The following is a 21,433-nucleotide window of genomic DNA, read 5'->3' as shown; positions in this document are numbered from 1 at the left end:
TCCCGGCCCGCGCCGGCCCGTCACCGACGCCACACGCGGCACGACCCGCCACGCCGACCGGGGTGACACGAGCGCCGGGCCCTCGCGCGTGACACGACCGCCACGCCGCCGCGGGTGACACCACCGCCACGCCGCCGCGGGTGACACCACCGCCACGCCGTCACGGGTGACATCACCGCCACGCCGCCGCGCGTGACACCACCGCCACGCCGCCGCGCGTGACACGACCTCCCCGCCGCCGCGCGTGACACCACCGCCACGCCGTCACGGGTGACATCACCGCCACGCCGCCGCGCGTGACACCACCGCCACGCCGCCGCGCGTGACACCACCGCCACGCCGCCGCGCGTGACACAAGCCGCGACAACTGCCGGACCGTCACGACCTGGCACAACCGACGGGGTGCCGCGGCCAACGGGCGTGCACGGCCGTCGGATGTGTCACGGCCGACGGGCCGTCGCACCCCCGCAGCCCGCCACAGCCGTCGCGCGGGTCACGACCGCCGACCGTCGCGGGTCACGACCGCCACACCCACCGCGCGCCTCACAACCCTCCACACCCACCGCGCACCCCACGCCCGGCAGACCACCGCCCACGTACCGGCCCAGCGGTCGGCCGCCTCGCCCCCAGGTGCTCGAACACTTACGCGCTCCGGGCCGTCCCCGTCCCCTTCTCCGCGTCCAGCGCGTACACGCACCGGTCCTTGCTGCAGGCGTAGACGATCCCGTCCCGCACCACCGGCGTGCCCGTGATCTCGCCGCCGGTCGCCAGCTTCCAGCGCAGTCGGCCGTCGTCGGCCTTGAGGGTGTAGAGGAGGTGGTCGGTGGAGCCGAAGTGGATGCGGCCCTCGGCCACCGCCGGAGCGCCCACGATGTCGCCGCCCGCCTGGAACCGCCACTTGGGCGTGCCGGTGACGGCGTCCAGGGTGTAGAGGCCCTTGCCGCTGCCGACGTGGACGTGGCCCGCGGCGACCAGCACCGGCTCGGTGGCGCTGCGGGCCTCGGTCGCGATCCGCCAGCGGTCGCGGCCGTCGGCGGCGTCCAGGGCGTACACCGTGCCGAGGTAGTCGGCGAGGTAGACACCGCCGCCGGTGACGGCCGGGCCGGGCACGAAGGCCGGCGGGGAGAGGAAGACCGCCGGGGCCTCGAAGTGCCAGCGGACGTGGCCGGTCGCCACGTCCAGGGCCAGGACGCGCGTACCGGCGCAGACGTACACGCAGCCGTCCGGCGCCTGGCCCACCCGTACCGGCACCCCGCCGCAGGAGGCGGCGTCGCCGATCGGGTACGACCAGCGCTCGTCGCCGGTGCGGGCGTCCAGGGCGCGCAGCCGGGCGTTCTGCCAGACGTAGACCGTGCCGTCGTGCAGGGCCGGGCCCGCCTCGGGGGACTCGAAGTCGGTCTGGCAGCCGCCGGATTCCCACAGTTTCCGTCCGGTGGCGGCCTCCCACGCCTGGACGCCGCCGCCCCGGGTGCCGGTGACGACGATGCCCCGCTCGGCCTTGAGGGAGTACACCCAGGCGTCCGTCTGGAGCCGCCACAGGTCGGCGCCCTCCCGGGCGTCCAGGGCGTACAGGGTGGGTCCGTCGGAGGCGTGGATACGGCCGTCGGCGACCGCCTTCGACCAGGCCACGTCCCGGGTCTTGAAGCGGCGGCGGCCGGTGGCCACGTCCAGGGCGTGCACCTCGAAGGAGGTGACGTAGACCAGGTCGCCGGCGACGGACGGGGTGCCCCAGACGTCGTTGGACATCCGGAACCGCCAGGGCCGCCAGCCGGACGCCGCCGGGTCGGGCGGCGCGGTGGGCGGTGCGCCCCCCGGCGCCCCGGCCGGTGCGCCGGGGGGCGCGGCCGGGGCGGGCGGTACGGCGGACACGGCGGGGTCGGCGCCGCCCGCGCCGGGGCGGGGCTTGGCCCAGTGGCCGGACAGGGCGGCCTCCGGGGGCGGCGCCTTGACCACGGCGGCGCGGGTGTCGGCGACCCGGGGGCCGGGGCCGATGGGCACGGCCGCGCCGGCCAGCCGCACCGGGCCGGTGTCGGGCGCGCCCGCGGGGGCGGGGACGGCCGGGACGGGCGCGGGCCGGCCGGGGACGACGGGGTCGTGCGAAGGCGGGGGCGGGACGGGGGCCGGGACCCGGGCGGCGGGGGCGGGCCGCGCCGCCGTGGCCGCGGGGCGGATCGCGGGCCGGCCGCCGCGGCGGGACTCGATCAGGCTCACCGCCCGCTCGGGCAGCCACGCCGACGCCGTACCGCTGTCGTCGGAGCCGGAGCCGAACAGGTGCGGGGCGAGCTGCGACTGGAGGTCGGCGGGGCTGGGGCGGCCGTGCGCCTCCATCTGCATGCAGGACTCGATCAGCGGGCGCAGTTCCTCGGGCAGCCCGTCCAGGTCGGGACCCTCGCGCAGCAGCATGAAGACCGTCTCGACCGGATTGGCGCCGTGGAAGGGGGCGTGCCCGGTGGCGGCGAAGACCAGGGTGGAGCCGAGGGAGAAGACGTCGCTCGCGCCGGTGACGCTGCGCGAGTCCTTGGCCTGCTCCGGGGACATGTAGGCGGGGGTGCCGACGGCGACGTTGGTCATGGTCAGCCGGGTGTTGGAGACACCGGAGGCGATCCCGAAGTCGATCACCCGGGGGCCGTCCTCGACGACGAGGACGTTGGAGGGCTTGAGGTCGCGGTGGACGAGCCCGGCGCCGTGGATCGACTGGAGGGCCTCGGCCACCCCCGCCGCCAGCCAGCGCACCGCCTGGGCCGGCAACGGCCCGCACTCGTTCACTATCTCTTCCAGCGAGGGCGCCGGCACGTACGCGGTCGCCAGCCACGGCACCGCGGCCCGCGGGTCCGCGTCGACCACGGCCGCCGTGTAGAACCCGGACACCGCGCGGGCCGCCTCGACCTCGCGGGTGAAGCGGACCCGGAACAGCTGGTCCTCGGCCAGCTCCGTCCGCACGGTCTTGATCGCCACGCGCCGCCCCGAAGCCGAGCGCGCGAGATAGACCAGCCCCATGCCGCCGGCCCCGAGCCGCCCCAGCACCTCGAACGGCCCGATCCGCCGCGGATCGTGCTGCGTCAGCTGATCCACCACTTGCCTGCCACCTCCCCGTACGAGCCGCGCCACCCACATATGTACGCGGCCGAAGTGCAGCGTCTCACCACCACACCGCCGCGGCGGCACGCACCCCGATTCTTCCTGTCCGAAGCCTTGGTGGCGAACCGCCGGTCAATCGGGGTGTCTCACGGCAATCCCGGGCAAAGCCCACCACCGGGTCAGCGTTGCAGCAGCGCGAACGAGGCTCCCTGGTCGTCGGTGACCACCGCGACACCGCCGTAGGACGTCTCGAATGGCGGAACCTGGACCCGCCCGCCGAGCCGGACCACCGTGCCGAGCGCCGCCTCGCGGTCGCCGACGAGGAAGTGGACGAGGAAGTGCGACGGCATCTCGGCGGGGAAGACGCCGGTCAGCGGCGCCCGGCCGAAGTCGGGTTCGGCGCCGGGACCGAAGAGGGCGTCGTGGAACAGGTCGCCGTAGAAGGCGTCGGCGGCCTCGGTGTCGCGGGTGTACAGCTCGGCCCAGGTGAAGGTGCCCGGCTCGTGCCGCCTGCCGAAACCGGTGTGGCGGCCCGGCTGCCAGAGGCCGAAGACGGCACCCTGCGGGTCGGCGGCCAGGGCGGTGGTGCCGAGGCCGCCGTCCGGGCGGGGCGGGGTGACGAGCTGCCCGCCGTCCGCCTCGATCCGGCGGGCCAGGGCACGGACGTCGGCGGTGGCGAAGTGGACCGTCCACACGGTGGGCATGCGGCCGTCGGTCTTGGGCGTGAGCGCGGCGACGGGGGCACCGCGCAGCCGGGCCCGCACCGGGCGGTCCGCCGCCACGTCGTCCGCGAACTCCCACCCGAAGAGCCCGCCGTAGAACCGCTTGCCCGCCGCCACGTCGGGGAGCTGGGCGTCCACCCAGCAGGGGGTGCCCTCGGTGTACTCCTCGGCGGGGTCCTCGGGATGCGCGGATGCCCTGTTTTCGGCCATGCCGTCAAAGTAACCGCGTCGCGCGCACCGCGCAGACCAGGGCACCTGTCCCCCGGCACCCCCGCACCCCATTTGCAGTCGGCCGAATAGCGCCCTGATCACCCCTCGGTAAGCTGACGGGCATGACAGGACAAGTGCGTACCGTCGACGGGCGGGTGGCCGGCCGGCGAGGGCAGGCGACCCGGCAGAAGCTGCTCGACTGCCTCAGCGAGATGCTCAGCTCCTCCCCGTACCGCGACGTCAAAGTCATCGATGTCGCCCGCAGGGCGGGCACGTCGCCCGCGACCTTCTACCAGTACTTCCCGGACGTCGAGGGCGCCGTCCTGGAGATCGCCGAGCAAACGGCCGCCGACGCCTCCGGGTTGACCGCACTGGTCGAGGGCCGCTCGTGGACGGGCCGGGCCGGCTGGCAGGCCGCGCAGGAACTCGTCGACGGATTCCTGGAGTTCTGGCGGAAGAACGACGCCATCCTCCGGGTCGTCGACCTCGGTGCCGCCGAGGGCGACAAGCGCTTCAACAAGCTGCGCACGAGGATCCTCAGCTCGGTGAACGGCTCGCTGGCGGAGTCCGTCGCCGAGTTGCAGGCCAAGGGCAAGGTCGACAAGGACGTGAACCCGGCCGCGATCGCCGGTTCCCTGGTCGCGATGCTGGCGGCCGTGGCCTCGCACCAGAAGGGCGTCTCCTCCTGGGGCGTGAAGCAGGCGGAGCTGAAGCCGAGTCTGGCGCTGCTGGTCCATCTGGGCATCACCGGCAAGAAGCCGACGAAGTAACCTTCCTGCACTTGTTCCTGTTCCTGTCCGACGCGCGGCGGTCCACTCCGGTGGGCCGCCGCGCGCCGTTTCCGGCAGACTGGACGCGGCATCTCCCGCCTCGTCGAAGGAGACCGACATGGCCCTGACCCGTGCCGAGCGTGAACAGTTCCTGGCCGAACCGCACATCGCCGCGCTGGCGGTCGGCGCGGGCGCCGGGCGGGCCCCGCTGACCGTGCCCATCTGGTACCAGTACGCGGCCGGCGGCGACGTATGGATCATGACCGGGGCCACGTCGCGCAAGTACGAGCTGATCAAGGCGGCCGGGCGGTTCTCGCTGATGGTCGACCGGGTGGAACCCACCATCCGGTACGTCTCGGTGGAGGGGCCGGTCGTCGCGGCGGAACCCGCCACCCGCGAAGCGCTCCGAGAGGTCGCGGCCCGCTACCTGCCGGCCGAGAAGGTCGACGGCTACGTCGAGTTCGCCTGGGCGGACCACGGGGAGCAGCTGATCGTCCGCATGCGGCCCGAGCGGTGGGTGTCGTCCGACCTCGGCTCGGTGTGAGAGACGGCTGGAGACGGGTGGAGACCGACCTGCACGCGCTGCTGCGGTCGCTGCGGGTCTGGGACCCGGCGGTGACCGAGCTGCCGCCGTTCGACCCGGACGCCGCGCCCGCCGAGCCGTTGCCGCTGTTCACGCGGTGGTTCGCCGAGGCGGTGGCGGCCGGGGAGCGCGAGCCGCACACCGTGTCACTGGCGACGGCGGACGCGGCGGGGCGGCCGGACGTGCGGATCGTGATGCTGCACGGCGCGGACGCCGGCGGCTGGTCCTTCGCCACGCACTCCGGCAGCCGCAAGGGCGGCCACCTCGCCGCCCGCCCGCACGCGGCCCTCGCCTTCTACTGGCCGGTCCTCGGCCGCCAGGTGCGGGTGCGCGGCCCGGTCACCGCCGCGCCGCCCGAACAGGCCCAGGCCGATCTGCACGCCCGCTCGACGGGAGCGCTGGCCGCCGCCCTCACCGGCCGGCAGAGCGAGCCACTGGCCTCGCTCGACGACCTGGCCCACGCGTCGGCGACGGCCTGGGACCGGGCCCGCCGGGCCCCGGACACCCCGGCGCCGACCTGGACCCTGTACCGCCTCGCCCCCGACGAGGTGGAGTTCTTCCAGGGCGACCCGCACCGCCGCCACGTACGGCTGGCCTACCGGCGGTCGGGGGAGGGCTGGAGCAGGGGCTTGCTGTGGCCCTGACCCCTCAGGTCCGCTCCGGTGACGCCGGCGGGTGCGGCGACTCCGGCGGGTGCGGCGACTCCGGCGGGTGCGGCGACTCCGGCGGGTGCGGCGGGTGCGGCGGCTCGTCCGTCGCCAGGCGGGCGTGCAGGTGTACGTCACGGAACGCGTCGTGCCGGTCCGCCTCGAACATCGCCCCGCGCAGCACCCCCTCGGCACGGAAGCCGCACCGTTCGGCGACCCGGCAGGAAGCCCCGTGGCCCAGGCCGTGGCCCAGCTCCAGCCGGTGCAGCCCCAGCCCGGTGAAGGCGTACTGAGCGGCCAGCAGCAGGGCCCGGGTGGCGACGCCCTTGCCGCGGGCCTCGGGCAGCACCCAGTAGCCGACGCGGGCCACCCGCAGGGGCCGGTCGATCTCGTTGACGCCGATGTGGCCCAGCGTCGCCCCGGTCTCCTCGTCGGTGACCCGGAACGACACGGACCGGCCCTCCGCCTCTTCCTTCACCCGGCCGCGCAGCGCCTCGCGGACGCCGTCGAGGTCGGTGACGAGCTTCAGCGGGGTGTTCCAGCGCCGGAAGTCGGGGTCCAGGAGCCCGCGCAGCCAGGCCTCCGCGTCGGCGCCTGACTCGGGGTCCCAGGAGCGCAGGCGCAGGCCGTGGCCGCGGGGGTGAGGGAGGGAGGGTCGATCACTGGTTCGGGACATGCGGCCATTCAATACCTGTACGGGCCACGCGGTCGCCCCCGTGTTCCCCTGTGAGTCACCCGTGAAACTGTGCGTCCCCCGTGAATCGGCCGATTCGCGCGCAGATTGTTGGCAATCTTGTCGGCAATTGACTTACGTTCACAGACGCAAGCCCGTACAGACCCAGGAGGGCGTCAACGTGAAGCACAGGGCAGTCAAGCGCAGGAGTGTCGTGATGGGGATCGGCGTGACCGCCGGCGTCGCCGCCGTGGGCGGCATCGCCCTCAGCGCGCAGGCCGAGAGCAAAAAGGGCGGCTCCTCCGCGTCCGGCACCCTGGTCTTCGACGAGGACGCCTACACCACGCTGACGACGACCGTCACGGACGCCGCCGGCGACGAGCACGAGGTGACGTACCGCTTCTGGAAGGCGATCACCTACGTCGCCAAGCCGGTCGACGAGGCGTACCAGAGCCTGAACATCAGCGTCCCCGTGAAGATCGACGGCAAGACCGTCGACGCGACCGGCGCCCCGATCCTCTTCGCGAACTCCGTCGGCGGCTACATGCCCTCGTCGGTCGCCGAGGCCACCGGCGTGGGCGGCGGCGGCATGGGCGGCGGCGGGGCCGCCCCGAGCGGCTCGGCCGCCCCCTCCGCGTCGGCCTCCTCCTCCACCGGCACCGAGTCCGGCAGCTCCGCCCAGCTCAGCGGCGGCAAAATGGTCAGCCTGCCGCAGCTGGGCCTGGCGGCCGGGTACGTGGTCGTGGAGCCGGGCGCCCGTGGCCGCACCCTGAAGAACTCCGCGGGCGAGTACTACGGCACCGCCCCCGCCGCCATCGTCGACCTGAAGGCCGCCGTCCGCTACCTGCGCGCCAACAAGGGCCGGGTCCCCGGCAACGTGGACCGGATCTTCTCCACCGGCACCAGCGCCGGCGGCGCCCTGTCCGCGCTGCTCGGCGCCTCCGGCGACAGCCCGCTCTACGAGAAGTACCTGGAGGAGATCGGCGCCGCCGACGCCTCGGACGCGATCTTCGCGACCGGCGCCTGGTGCCCGATCACCGACCTGGAGCACGCCGACGGCGCCTACGAGTGGAACTGGGGCACCAACAAGCTCAGCACCGGCGAGCAGGTCGACCAGACGGTGTCGAAGGAGCTGAAGTCCCAGTTCGCCGAGTACCAGGCCGGCCTGAAGCTGCGCGGCCTGGGGAACTTCGGCACGCTCACCGCCCGCAACTACGACGAGTACCTGCTCAAGACGTACATGCAGCCGTCGGCCACCAAGTACCTCGCGGCCCTCTCGGACGCGGACCGCACGACGTACCTGGCCGAGAACACCTTCATCACCTGGGACGGGAAGAACGCCACCTTCACCTGGGCCGACTACCTCACCCACGCCGGCGCCCGGAAGAAGGACGCCCCCGCCTTCGACCTGTTCGCCTTCCCCACCGACACCTCGGACACGATGTCCGGCGACATCAACAACCTGTTCGGCAAGGGCACCGAGCAGTACCGCCACTTCACCCTCTACAGCCTGCGCGAGGACAAGGGGAGCAGCGCCCGCCTGGCGAGCGACATCCCCGAGAAGCTGCGGCTGATGAACCCGATGTACCACCTGGTCGACAAGGTCAACGCCGGCCGCACCAAGCACTGGTGGATCCGCCTCGGCGCGGCCGACTCCGACACCTCGCACACCGTCTCCGCCAACCTGGCCGCCGCCGCGCACCAGTTGGGCGACGAGGTCAGCCACCTCTACTACTGGGACGCGGGCCACGGCGCCAACGAGGACGCGGGCGACTTCATCGCGTGGATCGCCAGGACGGCCGGCTACAAGACCGCCTGACCGGCGACCGGCAGTACGTGACCGGGCCCGTCCCTACGGCAGTACGGGGGCGGGCCCGCCGGCGTCGGCCGGGCGGCGGCGGATCACCAGGGCCATCAGGGCCGCCGCCGCGCACAGCGCCCCGGAGGCGTACCAGACCACGTCGTAGGAGCCGAAGGCGTCGCGGGCGACGCCGCCGAGGAAGGCGACCAGGGCGGCGCCGACCTGGTGGGAGGCGAGGACCCAGCCGAAGACGATGGCGCTGTCGTCGCCGAACCGCTCGCGGCACAGGGCGAGGGTGGGCGGGACGGTGGCGACCCAGTCGAGGCCGTAGAAGACGATGAAGAAGATCATCGGGGGGTGGACGGTGGGGGCGAGGAGCATGGGGAGGAAGAGGAGGGAGACGCCGCGCAGGGCGTAGTAGACGGCGAGCAGGCGGCGCGCCTCGAAGCGGTCGGTGAACCAGCCGGAGGCGATCGTGCCGACCACGTCGAAGACGCCGATGACGGCGAGCAGCGAGGCGGCGGCGGTGACCGGCATGCCGTGGTCGTGGGCGGCGGGCACGAAGTGGGTCTGGACCAGGCCGTTGGTGGAGGCGCCGCAGATCGCGAAGGTGCCGGCCAGCAGCCAGAACGGGCCGGTGCGGGCGGCGGAGAAGAGAACGGCGAGGGTGCGGCGCGCGGCCCCGGTGACGGGCGCGGGCTTGGGTACGAACTCCTCGGCGCCGTACGGTTTCTGGCCGAGGTCGGCCGGGTGGTCGTGGAGCAGCAGCCAGACGAAGGGGACGACGGCGAGGGCGGCGAGGGCGACGGTGACGGCGGCCGGGCGCCAGTCGTGGTGCTCGACGATCCAGGACAGCAGCGGCAGGAAGATCAGCTGGCCGGAGGCGGAGGCGGCGGTGAGGACGCCGCTGACCAGGCCGCGCCGGGTGGTGAACCAGCGGTTGGTGACGGTGGCGGCGAAGGCCAGCGCCATCGAGCCGGAGCCGAGACCGACCAGCAGGCCCCAGCAGAGCAGGAGTTGCCAGGCCGACTGCATCCAGACGGTCAGTCCGGAGCCGAGCGCGATCACGGTCAGGGCGACGGCGACCACCCGCCGGATGCCGAAGCGGTCCATGAGCGCCGCGGCGAACGGGGCGGTCAGCCCGTAGAGCGCGAGGTTGACGGAGACGGCGGCGCCGATGGTGCCGCGGGACCAGCCGAATTCCTGGTGCAGCGGGTCGATGAGGATGCCGGGCACGGAGCGGAAGGCGGCGGCGCCGACGATCGTCACGAAGGTGACGGCGGCGACGAACCAGGCGCGGTGCACCCGGCGGCGGGGCGGGGCGTCCTCGGCCCCCGGTACGGCGGCTGCTGCGGCGTCGGCGTCGGTTGTCTGGGTCACGTCAGAAAGGGTGCGTCATCGGGCGGGGACGGATCGAGTGGCCCGAAGGACATGGTTCGCTAGGATCGGGCCATGACATCCGACCGGCCGCCGAGCCGCCCGCACCGGGTCGTCGTCCTCGCCCTGGACGGCGTGCTCCCCTTCGAACTGGGCATCCCGCAGCGCATCTTCGGCCGCGCCCGGGCCGTCGACGGCGGCGGTGCCGAGGGCCGGGACACCGGCCGCCTCGCGCTGTACGAGGTCGTCACCTGCTCGGTCCGGCCGCCCGGCCCGGTCCTCACCGACGCCGACTTCGAGATCCTCGTGGCGCACGGCCCGGAGGCCCTGGCCACCGCCGACACGGTCGTCGTGCCCGCCTCCTACGAGCTGGGCCCGGTCTACGAGGAGGGCGTGCTGACCGCTGAACTGGCCGCCGCCTTCGCCCTGATCCGCCCCGGCACCCGGCTGGTCGCCATCTGCACGGGCGGCTACGTCCTCGCCGCCGCCGGTCGCCTCGACGGCCGCCCGGCGACCACCCACTGGGCGTCGGCCGAGCACTTCCAGCGGCTGTTCCCCGAGGTGAGGGTCGACCCGGACGTGCTGTTCGTCGACGACGGCGACGTGCTGACCTCGGCCGGGGTCGCGGCCGGCATCGACCTGTGCGTGCACCTCGTACGCCGGGACCACGGCACGGCCGTCGCCAACGACGTGGCCCGGCGGACCGTGGTGCCGCCGCACCGCGACGGCGGGCAGGCGCAGTACATCGAGCGGCCGGTGCCCGACCCGCAGCAGGCGTCCACCACCGCCGCCCGCGCCTGGGCCCTGGACCGGCTGCACGAGCCGATCCAGCTGCGGGACATGGCGGAGCGGGAGGCCATGTCGGTCCGGACGTTCACCCGCCGGTTCCGCGAGGAGGTCGGGGTCAGCCCCGGCCAGTGGCTGACCCGGCAGCGCGTCGACCGGGCCCGGCACCTGCTGGAGTCGACCGGCCTGTCGGTGGACCAGGTGGCCCGGGAGGCCGGGTTCGGCACGGCCCAGTCGATGCGGCAGCACCTACAGGCGACGCTCGGGGTCACCCCGACCGCGTACCGGCGGACGTTCCGCAGCGGGTCCGGGCCGCGCGAGCGGGCCGCGGCCCGCTGAACGGGCATCCCGCCGGACCTCTCCCCACCAGCCCACGGCCGTGAGGACGAGGGTCAGCCCGACGCCGGCCAGGATCGCGGTGGACGGGGCGGCCACCTCCAGCAGGACCCCGGCGAGGCCGCCCGTCGCCGCGTACCCGGCGCCCGCGGCGGCGTACATCACCGCGTACCCGGCGGCCAGGGCGCCCGGCGGCAGCGCCTCGCGCAGGGCGAGGTTGCGGGTGAGCAGCGCGCAGGACTGGAGCGTGCCGCCGAGGACCAGCCCCGTCGCGATCGCGGCCGTGCCGGGTATCAGCGCCATCCCCACCACACAGGCCGACGTCCCGCACAGCAGCACCGCGCTGCGGTCGCGGAGCCGCCCCGGCCAGGAGCGCAGTCCGTACAGGAAGGCGCCGGCGCCCGATCCGACCGCCATGCCCATGAGCAGCGGGCCGGCCCAGCCGACGCCGACGCCGCGCTGTTCCAGCAGGGCCGGCAGGACGATCTCGGCGAGACCGAGGAGGGTGAGGCCGGCCGCGCCCGTGACGTACACCGGCCAGGCGGCGGTCAGGACGCGCAGGACCGGCTCGCGCGCGGCCCCGGCGGCGCCGGTGTCCTTGCCGCCCCAGCCGGCGGGCAGCAGCCGCAGTCCGGCGGCGGAGGCGGCCATCGAACCGGCCGCGAGCAGCAGGGGGACGTGCGGGGCGACGCCGAGGGCGAGGGCGGTGACGGCCGCCGGGGAGACGGCCCACACGCCGGACGTCAGCATCGACTCGACGGACAGCGCCTGGGCGACGGCCCGCTCCGGGACCAGTTCGGTGAGCAGGGTGCGCAGTCCGCCGGCCGCCGCGGCGGGCGCGGCCCCGGCGAGGAACGCGAAGGCGGCGAGCGGCGCGGCGGGCACCTGCGGCAGCAGCCCGAGCCCCGCGAAACCGGCGGCGCCGGCGAACAGGCCCGCCGCCAGCTGCCGGCGGGCGCGGTCGGGCCGCAGCCGCAGGCCGAGCAGCGGGGCGCCGACGATCTCCCCGATGACGTACACCGAGGCCAGGAACGCGCCCAGCGCGTAGCCTCCCGGGCGGTCCCGGACCAGGAAGACCAGGGCCAGCGGCGCCATGGCCACCGGCATACGGGCGCCGACGGCGGTGCAGGCCCAGATCAGCACCGGTCGGGTGGCTACGTCACGGTAGGTCATGCGAGGACGGTAGGGCCGGGGTCCGACAACGCCCAGCCGATTTCCGGACCTGTGGACAACGCGGTCCTTGCGCCCCCACCTTTTCTCCACAGCCTGTGGACAACTCCCGGGGACCTCGTCCGCGACCGGGCGGCGGTGCGGCGCCCTCACCCCGAGACCGCGCCCACGCACCGCCGCCCGACCCGACGGTCCGCCTCGGCCCCGGAGCCGCGAGGGGATCGCCGTCGCGTCACGACCCACACTCGCCGAGGACTCCCGCCAAGGGGCCCTCGCCGTCCCCTCGCGGCGAATCGCTGACCACCAGGGTGAACGTACGGTCACATACCGTCAACATTCCGGGGTGCCGTTCGCGTGGATACGTCCCGTTTCGCCCCTCAAGCGCACGGGAGCACGGCCGGGCGCAACGGGGCGCACCTCCACCGCGGGGCCGGGGGCCGCAGGGGGCCCGGCGTCCCGCTCCCACGGCCTCACACCACCTCGTACGCCGTCAGCCCCTCGAACTCCGCCGCCGCGGCGCGCCCCGCGCCGGACTCCTCGTTCTTGGCGCAGCGGTCCAGCTCGCACCAGATGCGCTTGCCGGTCTCGTCCCGGCTCCAGCCCCAGCGGTCGGCGAGCCCGTCGACCAGGGCCAGCCCCCGGCCGCCGGTCGCGTCGCCGTCCGCGCAGCGGAACACCGGGGCGCGTCCGCTGGCGTCGGCCACCTCCAGCCGGACGGTGGCGTCCTCCGCCGCCTCCGGCTTCTTCCCGGGCAGGCAGAGCCGGAGCACGGCCGGGCGGCCGGTGTGCACGACCGCGTTGGTGACCAGTTCGGAGACGAGCAGGACCAAGGTCTCGGCGAGCGGCTCGTCGTCCCGTATCCCCGCCCCCGCCAGTCTCGAACGGGCCCATCTGCGGGCCCGCCCGACCTCAGCGGGGTCGGGCCGGATCTCCAGCTGCACTTGAAGCACCTGCACCGCTCACACCATCCGAACCGGCGGACACTTGGACGTGCGCCTCGCGAGGGCCACGATCGTGGCCAGCTTCTGCTTGGCCGGGACTACGGCCGGGACCGGGATCACGGACCGTGACCCCGCTGTGGGACAGCATGGTTGACGTAAAGTCACGTCAACAAGCGCTTCGGGCATATTCCAGCGCGAAGGAGTACCCGTGCGCCATACTGTGCGACGCTCGCCGCGAGCAGTCGAACAGGCGGCGGAAGCCCCCGGTTCCGGAGCCTCCGCCGGGGTGGCGCCGAAACGGTTCGCGCCCGGCGCCACGCGCGTTCCGGACAAGGTACCGGAGCCCGTCGCCGGCTGCGGGCCGTGACGGGTCACGCCCGGGGCGGAACCCGGCGAGGACGCTCCGTGATCACCGGGTGCCACGATCGGCGACGTCATGGACCGGGAGTGCGCCCGGGGGTGCGGGACGCCTCACTCCCCCACCGTGAAGTAGCGGGCGAAGGCGGGCACGACGTCCTCCTCGACGACCTTCCCGTCGCCGTCCGCGTCGAGCCCCGCGGCCACCGGGCGGGCGGTCTCCGCGGGGACCCCGAGGGCGGTGAGCAGCCGTACGGTCTCCTCGACCGTGGCGGCTCCGTCGCCGTCGGTGTCGGCGACGGCGAGGGCCGCGTGCAGGAAGGGACGGGCGATCTCGGCGAACCGGTCCGGGGTGTCCCGCAGGCGCTTGACCGCGCCGGTGACGAACTCCTCGCGGGTGATGCGCTGGTCGCCGTCGCGGTCGGCGATACCGGCCATGCCCTGCCAGAACGCCTCGGCGCCGCCGTACAGCGCCTGGCCCTTGTCGGAACGGGCCGCGACGGCGAACTCCTGAAGCAGGGCCTTGGCCGCCTCGCTGAAGTCCTCGCGGTCGATGCAGCCGTTGCCGTTCTGGTCGAAGGTGGCGAACCGGTCGGCGATCCTACGCTCGTTCTCGCTGCTGACCATCTCTTCTCTGGCCGCCTTACGTCGGGTGGTGATGTCTTGTATGTCACGCACGTCATGCATGTCACGTACGCCTTGCATGCCGTACATGCCGCGCATGCCTTGCTGGGAGCGTACGACGGTGACGGGTACCCCCGCACCGAAAAGTGACGTCCACCCCAAGACCGGGCGAACACCGGTACAACGGCGTGACGAAACGATGACGTGCGCGGCGGCGCTACGCGGACAGCGGGCGCGGTTCGTCGCCGGTCGCCGAGGCGAGGTCGGGATGGACGTCGAACAGCCTGCGCACCCCCAGCGCGGCGAGGACCCGGTTGACGTGGGAGCCGTCGACGGCCCCCTGGGCGGGGAGTATCAGCCGCAGCCGGCCTTGGCACGAACGTATGAGGCGCCGGGAGGCGATCAGCACGCCCACGCCGCTGGAGTCGCAGAACAGTACGTCGGAGAGGTCGAGGACCAGACTGTGGCGCCCTTCGGCCACGGCGTCGTGCACCCGCTGGCGCAGCGCCGGCGACGACACCAGGTCCAGCTCGCCCGAGACCTGGACCACGGTCCATCCGCCCCGCTCGTCCCCGGTCACATGGAACGCCACCACCAAGCCCTCCTTCCCTCGCGCGAAACGGAAGCCACGCCTACGCTTCTTGGGCGCGCGCCTGCCCACCGGCCGTTCCCGCAAACGCGCCGTGGAAAACAAGAAACGGTCAGAAGCGGCCGGTTTCCGCTCCTTACGATCTCATTCGACCCGTCGGCCGTTGCGGGCCCTTACCATCCGGGGCGCTTCGGGGGCTCACATTGGCGCAAAGGGGCGTGCGTGGTCATACGTGCCGACTACATTCGAGAAGGCGATGGCCGCAGGCTGGACACCGGACGGGACCGGTCGGCCCGTCGGACGCGAGCAGGGGGTGAAGGGGCCGCATGGCGACGCAGGACACACCGCTCGGCTGGGACCGCAAGATGCAGCAGCGGCTCGCGCGCGGCGAGGCCGCCGCACTCGGCGAGCTGTACGACCGGTTCTCCTCCCTCGTGCACGGCCTCGCCCACCGGGTGCTCGACGAGCAGTGCGCCGCCGACGCCGTGACCCGCGAGGTCTTCACCCACGTCTGGGAGCACCCGGACACCTACGACCCCAAGCAGGGACCGATGCGCACGTGGATCGCCGGGCTGACGCACCGGCTGGCCGTGCAGCGGCTGCGGGCCGCCGGGACGGCCGCCCTCGCCCGCGGCGGCCCCGGCACCGCCGAGGACCTGGAGCGCAGGGTGCGCCACGCGTCGGTCGCCGCCCGCGCCGACTACATCGTCCAGTCCATGCCCGCGCCGTTGCGGTCCGCCCTGGAGCGGGCCTACTTCCAGCGCCGCGACTACCGCCAGACCGCCGTCGACCTCGGCATCACCGAGGACGAGGCCCGCCGCCGCCTCCGCCTGGGCCTCCAGCTCCTCTCCACCGCCCACGACACGACGGCCCCCGGCGCGCCCGGGGCTCCGCCCGGTTACGGAGGTGCGGCATGAGCGGCATGAGCGCCGGGGCGGGACGGGACCGGGTGTACGACGGACGTGGTCTGACGGACACACGTGAAGGGACCCACGGGACGATGAAACCCGGCGAAGCCGGTGGCCCTGAACGGACGGACGACGCCGTGGGGCCGGACGGACCGGACGGACCCGAGGGGCGGGAAGTACCCGAGGAACCGGAGGGCCGCCCCGAGAAACCGGAGGGCCCGGAAAAGCCGCGGGAAGGCGGCGCCCACGGACCCGACGGCCCAGGCGGTGCCGACGGCCCCGGCACAGGCAGCAGCGCCGGCGGAGGCAGCAGGTCCGGAGCCGGCGGCCCCGGAGCCGGCGGGCCGGGGCCCGGCCCGCGGGGAGCCGGGGGCGGCCGTCCCCGGATACCGCTGCCGCGGGTCTCCGTGGAGGACAGCGGGCTGCCGTTGCCCGCCCTGCCGCACCCCGGCCCCGCGCCCCTCGCGCTGGAGCACCCCGTGCTGAAGGCGCTCCTCGGCGCCTGGGCGCTGGCCGCCTGTTCCCGGGAGGAGGCCGCCGCCGTCGACCGGCACCTCGGCGAGTGCGGGGCCTGCGCGGAGGAGGGCCGGCGACTGCGCCAGGCGGTCGGGCTGCTCCAGCCCCCGGACACCCTCGACCCCGACCCGGCCCTGCGCACCCGCGTCCTGGACCTCTGCCTCGAACGGCGTCCGCCGCGCATCCCGGTGCCCGAGTGGGCCATGCCCTACGACGCCGAGACCGCCCGCCTGGACGCCCTGCTCCAGGACTTCGGCGAAGCGGAATGGCACGCCCCGGTGCGGCTGCGGTGGTTCTCGGACGACGGGACGGCCAGCCGCCGCACCACCGTCGCCGGCGTCATCGCCCACCTGCTGGCGGTCGACGGCCTGGTCGCGGTCGCCCTGGGCCTCGCCGACCCGCTCGGCGACATCACGCCGCGGGCCCCGGCCCCGGCGGGCCGTACCGAGGCGTACTGGCGGGCCTCGCACCTCCCGCCCACCCGCGCGGTCCGCGCGCCCTGGCGGGAGCAGAGCCACGCCCTGATCCGGACGACGGCGTTCACCGGCGGCGGCGCGTCGGGGCGCGACTCGGGCGCGGGCCGGATGCCGGTGGCGTACGGCGACTGCGAACTGCCGCTGCGCGACGCGATGCTGGACCGGGCCTTCGAGTGCTGGGTGCACGCCGAGGACATCGCCGAGGCGGTGAACTACCCCTACGAGCCGCCCTCGGCCCGCCATCTGCACCGCATGATCGACCTCGCCGCCCGGATGCTGCCGACCGTGCTCGCGGAGCGCCGCCGGAGCGGGAAGGCCGCGCCGGGTGCGCACCGGCACCTGGTGACGGCGGGGGCGCCGGGGCGCAGTCTGCGGCTGGACATCGAGGGATCGGGCGGCGGGGAGTGGTACATCCCGCTGGACTCGCCGGCGGCGGTGGGCTCCGCCGAGCACGAGGTGGCGTACGTCGCCCTGGACGACGTGGAGTTCTGCCGCCTGGCGGCGGGCCGGGTCCCTCCGGAGGAAGCGGCGGCGGGGCAGTCCGGGGACCGCGAGGCGATCAGGGACGTACTCTTCGCCGCCGCGAGCTTGAGCCGGATGTAGGGAGCCGGTCCGTCGCGGGGCGGCTGCGGGCACGTCGTGGTTGCTCGCGCCCCCGAAGGCACGTGCAGTCAACGTACCTCTAGGGGCGCGGGGAACCGCGCGACCAGCCCCCACGCACCCGCACCCGCACCCGCCCGCGCATCAGACCCCCCGCCCCCCTAGGCGAACACCACCGTCCGCCGCCCGTTCAGGCGAACACCACCGTCCGCCGCCCGTTCAAAAGAATCCGCCGCTCAGCATGCCACTTCACGGCCCGCGCCAGCGCCTGGCACTCCACGTCCCGCCCGATCGCGACGAGCTGGTCCGGCGTGACGTCGTGCCCCACGCGCTCGACCTCCTGCTCGATGATCGGCCCCTCGTCCAGGTCCGCCGTCACATAGTGCGCCGTCGCCCCGATCAGCTTCACGCCCCGCGCGTGCGCCTGGTGGTACGGCTTGGCGCCCTTGAAGCTCGGCAGGAAGGAGTGGTGGATGTTGATGATCCGCCCGCTGAGCTGCTTGCACAGGTCGTCGGAGAGCACCTGCATGTACCGGGCGAGGACGACCAGTTCGACGTCGGCCTCCCGCACGATCTCCAGCAGCCGCGCCTCCGCCTGGGCCTTCGTGTCCTTCGTCACCGGGATGTGGTGGAAGGGAATGCCGTAGGAGGCCACCAGCTCGGCGAAGTCGGTGTGGTTGGAGACGACCGCGGCGATCTCGACCGGCAGCGCCCCGATCCGGGTGCGGAACAGCAGGTCGTTCAGGCAGTGCCCGAACTTGCTGACCATCAGCACGACGCGCATCTTCTCGTCGGCCCGGTGGATCTGCCAGTCCATCTGGAAGGAGTCGCCGATCGCCGCGAAGCTGGCCCGCAGCTTGTCCACGGTCACCGGCGCCTCCGCCGAGAAGTGGACCCGCATGAAGAACAGACCCGTGTCGTGGTCGCCGAACTGCTGGCTGTCCTCGATGTTGCAGCCGGTCATGAAGAGGTAGCTCGACACGGCGTGCACGATGCCCTGCTTGTCGGGGCAGAAGAGGGTGAGGACGTACTGGTCGGCGGGGGCCGCGGGACGGGTGGACTGCTCGTTCATGCCGGACAGGGTCCCATATCCGGAACCCGGACCGACGGCCGTCCCGCTACGCGGACCGCGTCACGCGGACCGCACCATGATGTTCAGCACCTCCAGGCTGCGCGGCACCGTGTCCGGGTCGTCCCCGTCGCTGGTCGCCAGCCGGACGTGCGCGTCCCGGGCCGCCCGCACCGCGTCCGGCCAGGCCGCGTGCTCCAGGTACGCGGCCACCGGCGCGTCCGGCCCGACCTGGTGCATGATCCGCAGGACCCGCAGCACCGCGGTGTCGACGAGCGCCGCCTCCTGGGAGTCCCGGAAGATCGTGCCGACGTACTTCTCCGCGGACCAGTGGTCCAGCCAGGTGTCCTCCACCAGCCGGTACACCGCGTCGGTGACGTCTCCGTACCCGTCCGTCCCGGCCAGCCAGACGTCCCGCTGGAAGGCGGGGTCGGAGAGCATGTGCAGCGCCGACCGCACGTTGCTGCGCCAGCGCCACCACGGCATGTCGTTGAGAGGCATGCCGCCCATGGTGGAGGAGCGACGGCCGCGACGGGAAGAGTTCTCCGAACCTTGCACGGTCATCGATCGTACGTTCCTCTCCATGCTTGCCTCACAGGCACCCGCAATTCACCGCGAGGACACCGTCCGTCGACCGGAGGGCGCCCCCAGGTTAGTCCCGTGACGGAATCGTACGGTTTCATGACCGGCAGGCGACGCATCAGCAGAACCTCCCTGTCCCTGGGCGCACTCGCGGCGTGCGCGTCGCTCGCCGTCGGCTGCGGGGTCGTCCCCGGGGTCACGGGGGGTTCCGGGGACGACACCATCACCGTCATGACCTGGGCGCCCCAGGACACCGACGCCACCAACAAACCCGGCATGCCCGCCCTCGCCCAGGCCTACGCGCGCTGGGTCAACGAGCACGGAGGGCTCTCCGGCCACCAGCTCAAGGTCCTGACCTGCAACGACCACAACGACAGCGTGGCCGCCGCCAAGTGCGCCCGGCGTGCCGTCCAGGAGGACGTCGTCGCGGTCGTCGGTTCCTACAGCCAGTACGCCGACTCCTTCCTCCCCGTGCTGGAGGGCGCCGGCATCCCCTACATCGGCGGCTACGGCATCACCGGCGAGGAATTCACCAGCCCGCTCTCCTACCCCGTCAACGGCGGCCAGCCCGCGCTGCTGGCCGGCCTCGGCGCGGCGCTGGCCGACGGCTGCGGGCCCGTCACCCTGGTCCGGCCCGACACCATCGCCGGCGACCAGCTGGCCCCGCTGCTGGACTCCGGCCTCACCGCGGGCGGGCACGCCGGCGCCCAGGACCAGCGGGCGGCGGAGGACGCCACCGAGTACGGCGGCCAGGCCGACCGGGCGCTGCGGCGCTCCACCGAGGGCGTGTCGACGGAGCCGGGCTGCGTGGTCCCGGTGCTCGGCGACCGCACCGACACCTTCATGGACTCCTTCCGGCGGGCCCGGGACGCCTACGCCGAGGTACGCACCGCGACCGTGCTGGGCAGCGTCGACCAGTCCACGGTCAACGCCACCGGCGGGGCGTCGAGCCCGTACGAGGGGTCGTACGTCACCGGCTGGTACCCGGTGGAGACCGACGAGCTCTGGGACCCGATGAAGAAAGTGATCAAGGAGAAAGCATTCGGCGACAACCGCGTCGACGCGGCGGACGCCGGGGTGCAGACCACCTGGATCGCGTACACCGTGCTCAAGAAGGTCGTCGCCTCGCTCGGCGACGGCGAGGTGACCGCCGACGCCATCACCGGCGCCCTGGACGACGGGCTGGAGATCGACACCGGCGGGCTCACCCCGACGCTGCACTGGACGTTCGCCGCCGACCTGGCCTCCGTGGGCTTCCCGCGGCTGGTGAACACCGACGTCACCCTCCAGGTGGTACGGGAGGGACGGCTGGTGTCGGCCCGCAACGGCTTCCTCGACACCGTCGGGACGCTGCGGAACGCCGACGTGACCTGAGACGGCGGGGGCCGGGCGGACCGGAACCGGGCGGGCCCCGGGCGCATGCGCCCGGGGCCCGCCCGTGCCGCCGTTCAGAGCTGCACCGGGGTGCGTTCGGTCAGGCCCCACTTCTTGGCGATCACGTTCCACAGCTTGGCGGCCTTCGCCTTCTCGGTGCTGGCGACGCCGCTCTCCTTGTTGCCGGCCGCGGTCTGCCCGGTGGTGCGGGCCTGGCCCTTCTTGCAGCCCTTCTTGCCGGCCGCCTGGTCCGCCCAGGCCGCGTAGTGGTCGTCGGCCGACGCCGACGCCTGCCACGCCTTGGTCAGGGCGGCGGTCAGCTCCGCGTTGCCCGGCAACTGGTCCACGGACAACTGCGAGAGCCGGGTGACCAGTTCGGTGCGCTGCTGCGCCGCGTCGCGCAGGCTCCGCGCCGCCTGGGACAGGTTGTCGCAGGACTTCACGTCCGCCACGGCGTCGATCACCGTCTGCCGGCTGTCGCCGCTGTCGGCGAGCAGCGCGTCCAGCGCGACGGCCTGCTCCCGGGCCGGGTCGGCGGACGCCGACGCGGAGCCCTCGGTCGCGGGGGCCGTGGCGGACACGGTCTGGTTCTTGTCGGCGTCGTCGTCACCGCCCCCGCCGGCCAGCAGCGCGCCGGTGCCGATCCCGACGACGGCGATGGCGACGCCGACGGCCGCGATCAGCGGCACCCGGGAGCCGGTCCGCCCGCCCCGGCCGCCGCCGCGCCGGCCACCGCCGGCGTCCTGCGGGGCGTAGCCGTGCGGGGCGGCGCCGGGCCGGGGCGGCCGCGGGCCGCCGACGACGGGCATCTGCTGGGTGGAGCCGGACGGGCCGTCGGCGGCCGGGGCGCCGCGGAAGAGGTTGTCGAACTCGGCGGGCGGCTGCCGCCCCGCGTCCCCGCCGGGTGCGCCGGTCCCGCCGGGTACGCCGTCGAAGGGCGCCCCCGCTGGCTGGCCGGGCACGGGCGGGATGTACTGCGTGGCCTCCGCGTCGGAACCGGTGGCGGGCGGCGGCAGCGGACCGGGACCCTGCGCGGCGGGCTTCACCAGGCCGAGCGACCGCGTCTGCTCGGCGTGGTGCTGAGCCGGCTGCTCCGGCGGCAGCGCGCCGGGCGCGACGGGCGGCAGGTACTGGGTGGCGCCCTCGTCGGCGGGCGCGGGCGGTATGTGCGGTATGTACTGGGTGGCGCCCTCGTCGGCGGCGGGCAGGGCCTGCGCCGGCACGGGCGGCAGGTACTGGGTGGC

At 74.2% G+C, this 21,433-nt stretch carries 18 protein-coding genes and 1 pseudogene; 8 read left to right on the top strand and 11 right to left on the bottom strand.

From position 1 onward, the window contains the following. Positions 1 to 642: 642 nt before the first annotated feature. Positions 643 to 3,075 carry a PQQ-binding-like beta-propeller repeat protein gene (locus J7I94_RS33365; RefSeq protein ID WP_215173289.1) on the bottom strand — a complete coding sequence of 811 codons (2,433 nt, stop codon included), beginning with the start codon at positions 3,073 to 3,075 and terminating at the stop codon, positions 643 to 645. A gap of 182 nt (positions 3,076 to 3,257) precedes the next feature. Then, positions 3,258 to 4,010 (bottom strand): VOC family protein, encoded by a 753-nt coding sequence (locus J7I94_RS33360; protein WP_215173287.1) that lies wholly within the window; start codon positions 4,008 to 4,010, stop codon positions 3,258 to 3,260. 134 nt (positions 4,011 to 4,144) lie between these two features. On the opposite strand from J7I94_RS33360, the gene J7I94_RS33355 reads away from it, so the two are divergent. The 3 genes from J7I94_RS33355 to J7I94_RS33345 all read left to right on the top strand — a co-directional run bounded on the left by J7I94_RS33355 (position 4,145) and on the right by J7I94_RS33345 (position 6,007). Continuing rightward, on the top strand, positions 4,145 to 4,780 hold the full coding sequence (locus J7I94_RS33355) for a TetR family transcriptional regulator (RefSeq protein WP_215173318.1): 636 nt from the start codon (positions 4,145 to 4,147) through the stop codon (positions 4,778 to 4,780). 118 nt (positions 4,781 to 4,898) lie between these two features. After that, positions 4,899 to 5,324: a pyridoxamine 5'-phosphate oxidase family protein gene (locus J7I94_RS33350; protein WP_215173285.1), complete on the top strand. Its 426-nt coding sequence runs from the start codon at positions 4,899 to 4,901 to the stop codon at positions 5,322 to 5,324. A gap of 17 nt (positions 5,325 to 5,341) precedes the next feature. Further along, positions 5,342 to 6,007 (top strand): pyridoxal 5'-phosphate synthase, encoded by a 666-nt coding sequence (locus J7I94_RS33345; protein WP_215173284.1) that lies wholly within the window; start codon positions 5,342 to 5,344, stop codon positions 6,005 to 6,007. Between the two features lie 4 nt (positions 6,008 to 6,011). On the opposite strand, the gene J7I94_RS33340 is transcribed toward J7I94_RS33345, so the two are convergent. Beyond that, positions 6,012 to 6,686, bottom strand: coding sequence for a GNAT family N-acetyltransferase (locus J7I94_RS33340; protein ID WP_215173282.1), 675 nt, complete (start codon positions 6,684 to 6,686; stop codon positions 6,012 to 6,014). 214 nt (positions 6,687 to 6,900) lie between these two features. On the opposite strand from J7I94_RS33340, the gene J7I94_RS33335 reads away from it, so the two are divergent. After that, positions 6,901 to 8,502: a subtype B tannase gene (locus J7I94_RS33335; protein WP_215173316.1), complete on the top strand. Its 1,602-nt coding sequence runs from the start codon at positions 6,901 to 6,903 to the stop codon at positions 8,500 to 8,502. A 33-nt stretch (positions 8,503 to 8,535) separates the two neighbouring features. On the opposite strand, the gene J7I94_RS33330 is transcribed toward J7I94_RS33335, so the two are convergent. Then, positions 8,536 to 9,864, bottom strand: coding sequence for an MFS transporter (locus J7I94_RS33330; RefSeq protein ID WP_215173280.1), 1,329 nt, complete (start codon positions 9,862 to 9,864; stop codon positions 8,536 to 8,538). Between the two features lie 72 nt (positions 9,865 to 9,936). Between J7I94_RS33330 and J7I94_RS33325 the strand changes: the two genes are divergently transcribed. Continuing rightward, a complete protein-coding gene (locus J7I94_RS33325) occupies positions 9,937 to 10,986 on the top strand; it encodes a GlxA family transcriptional regulator (protein WP_215173278.1) in 1,050 nt (349 codons plus the stop codon). On the opposite strand, the gene J7I94_RS33320 is transcribed toward J7I94_RS33325, so the two are convergent. From J7I94_RS33320 to J7I94_RS33305, 4 genes are all read right to left on the bottom strand, one after another. After that, positions 10,897 to 12,156, bottom strand: a complete 1,260-nt coding sequence (locus J7I94_RS33320) for an MFS transporter (RefSeq protein ID WP_215173277.1) — start codon at positions 12,154 to 12,156, stop codon at positions 10,897 to 10,899. The two genes, J7I94_RS33325 and J7I94_RS33320, sit on opposite strands and share 90 nt — an antisense overlap. A 467-nt stretch (positions 12,157 to 12,623) precedes the next feature. Beyond that, on the bottom strand, positions 12,624 to 13,094 hold the full coding sequence (locus tag J7I94_RS33315) for an ATP-binding protein (RefSeq protein WP_215173315.1): 471 nt from the start codon (positions 13,092 to 13,094) through the stop codon (positions 12,624 to 12,626). Positions 13,095 to 13,565: 471 nt separating this feature from the next. Next, positions 13,566 to 14,078 (bottom strand): EF-hand domain-containing protein, encoded by a 513-nt coding sequence (locus J7I94_RS33310; RefSeq protein WP_215173313.1) that lies wholly within the window; start codon positions 14,076 to 14,078, stop codon positions 13,566 to 13,568. 214 nt (positions 14,079 to 14,292) lie between these two features. Continuing rightward, positions 14,293 to 14,673, bottom strand: a complete 381-nt coding sequence (locus tag J7I94_RS33305) for an STAS domain-containing protein (protein ID WP_215173276.1) — start codon at positions 14,671 to 14,673, stop codon at positions 14,293 to 14,295. Between the two features lie 317 nt (positions 14,674 to 14,990). Between J7I94_RS33305 and J7I94_RS33300 the strand changes: the two genes are divergently transcribed. Continuing rightward, on the top strand, positions 14,991 to 15,581 hold the full coding sequence (locus J7I94_RS33300) for a sigma-70 family RNA polymerase sigma factor (RefSeq protein WP_215173275.1): 591 nt from the start codon (positions 14,991 to 14,993) through the stop codon (positions 15,579 to 15,581). A gap of 83 nt (positions 15,582 to 15,664) precedes the next feature. Further along, positions 15,665 to 17,167, top strand: a complete 1,503-nt coding sequence (locus J7I94_RS33295; RefSeq protein ID WP_374198472.1) for a zf-HC2 domain-containing protein — start codon at positions 15,665 to 15,667, stop codon at positions 17,165 to 17,167. Positions 17,168 to 17,354: 187 nt separating this feature from the next. Here J7I94_RS33295 and purU read toward each other — a convergent pair whose 3' ends face one another. Continuing rightward, positions 17,355 to 18,236 carry a formyltetrahydrofolate deformylase gene (gene purU, locus J7I94_RS33290; RefSeq protein WP_215173274.1) on the bottom strand — a complete coding sequence of 294 codons (882 nt, stop codon included), beginning with the start codon at positions 18,234 to 18,236 and terminating at the stop codon, positions 17,355 to 17,357. Positions 18,237 to 18,296: 60 nt separating this feature from the next. Then, positions 18,297 to 18,797 carry a hypothetical protein gene (locus J7I94_RS33285; RefSeq protein WP_215173273.1) on the bottom strand — a complete coding sequence of 167 codons (501 nt, stop codon included), beginning with the start codon at positions 18,795 to 18,797 and terminating at the stop codon, positions 18,297 to 18,299. 117 nt (positions 18,798 to 18,914) lie between these two features. On the opposite strand from J7I94_RS33285, the gene J7I94_RS33280 reads away from it, so the two are divergent. After that, positions 18,915 to 20,189: an ABC transporter substrate-binding protein gene (locus J7I94_RS33280; RefSeq protein ID WP_215173272.1), complete on the top strand. Its 1,275-nt coding sequence runs from the start codon at positions 18,915 to 18,917 to the stop codon at positions 20,187 to 20,189. A gap of 74 nt (positions 20,190 to 20,263) precedes the next feature. Here the strand turns inward: J7I94_RS33280 and J7I94_RS33275 are convergent. Next, positions 20,264 to 21,433, bottom strand: a pseudogene (locus tag J7I94_RS33275) (hypothetical protein); the annotation flags it as partial.

It is taken from the genome of Streptomyces sp. ISL-12 (assembly GCF_018614415.1).
GTDB lineage: Bacteria > Actinomycetota > Actinomycetes > Streptomycetales > Streptomycetaceae > Streptomyces.
Note: the sequence above shows the minus strand (reverse complement) of the source record. Positions and strands in the feature narration are given on the sequence as shown.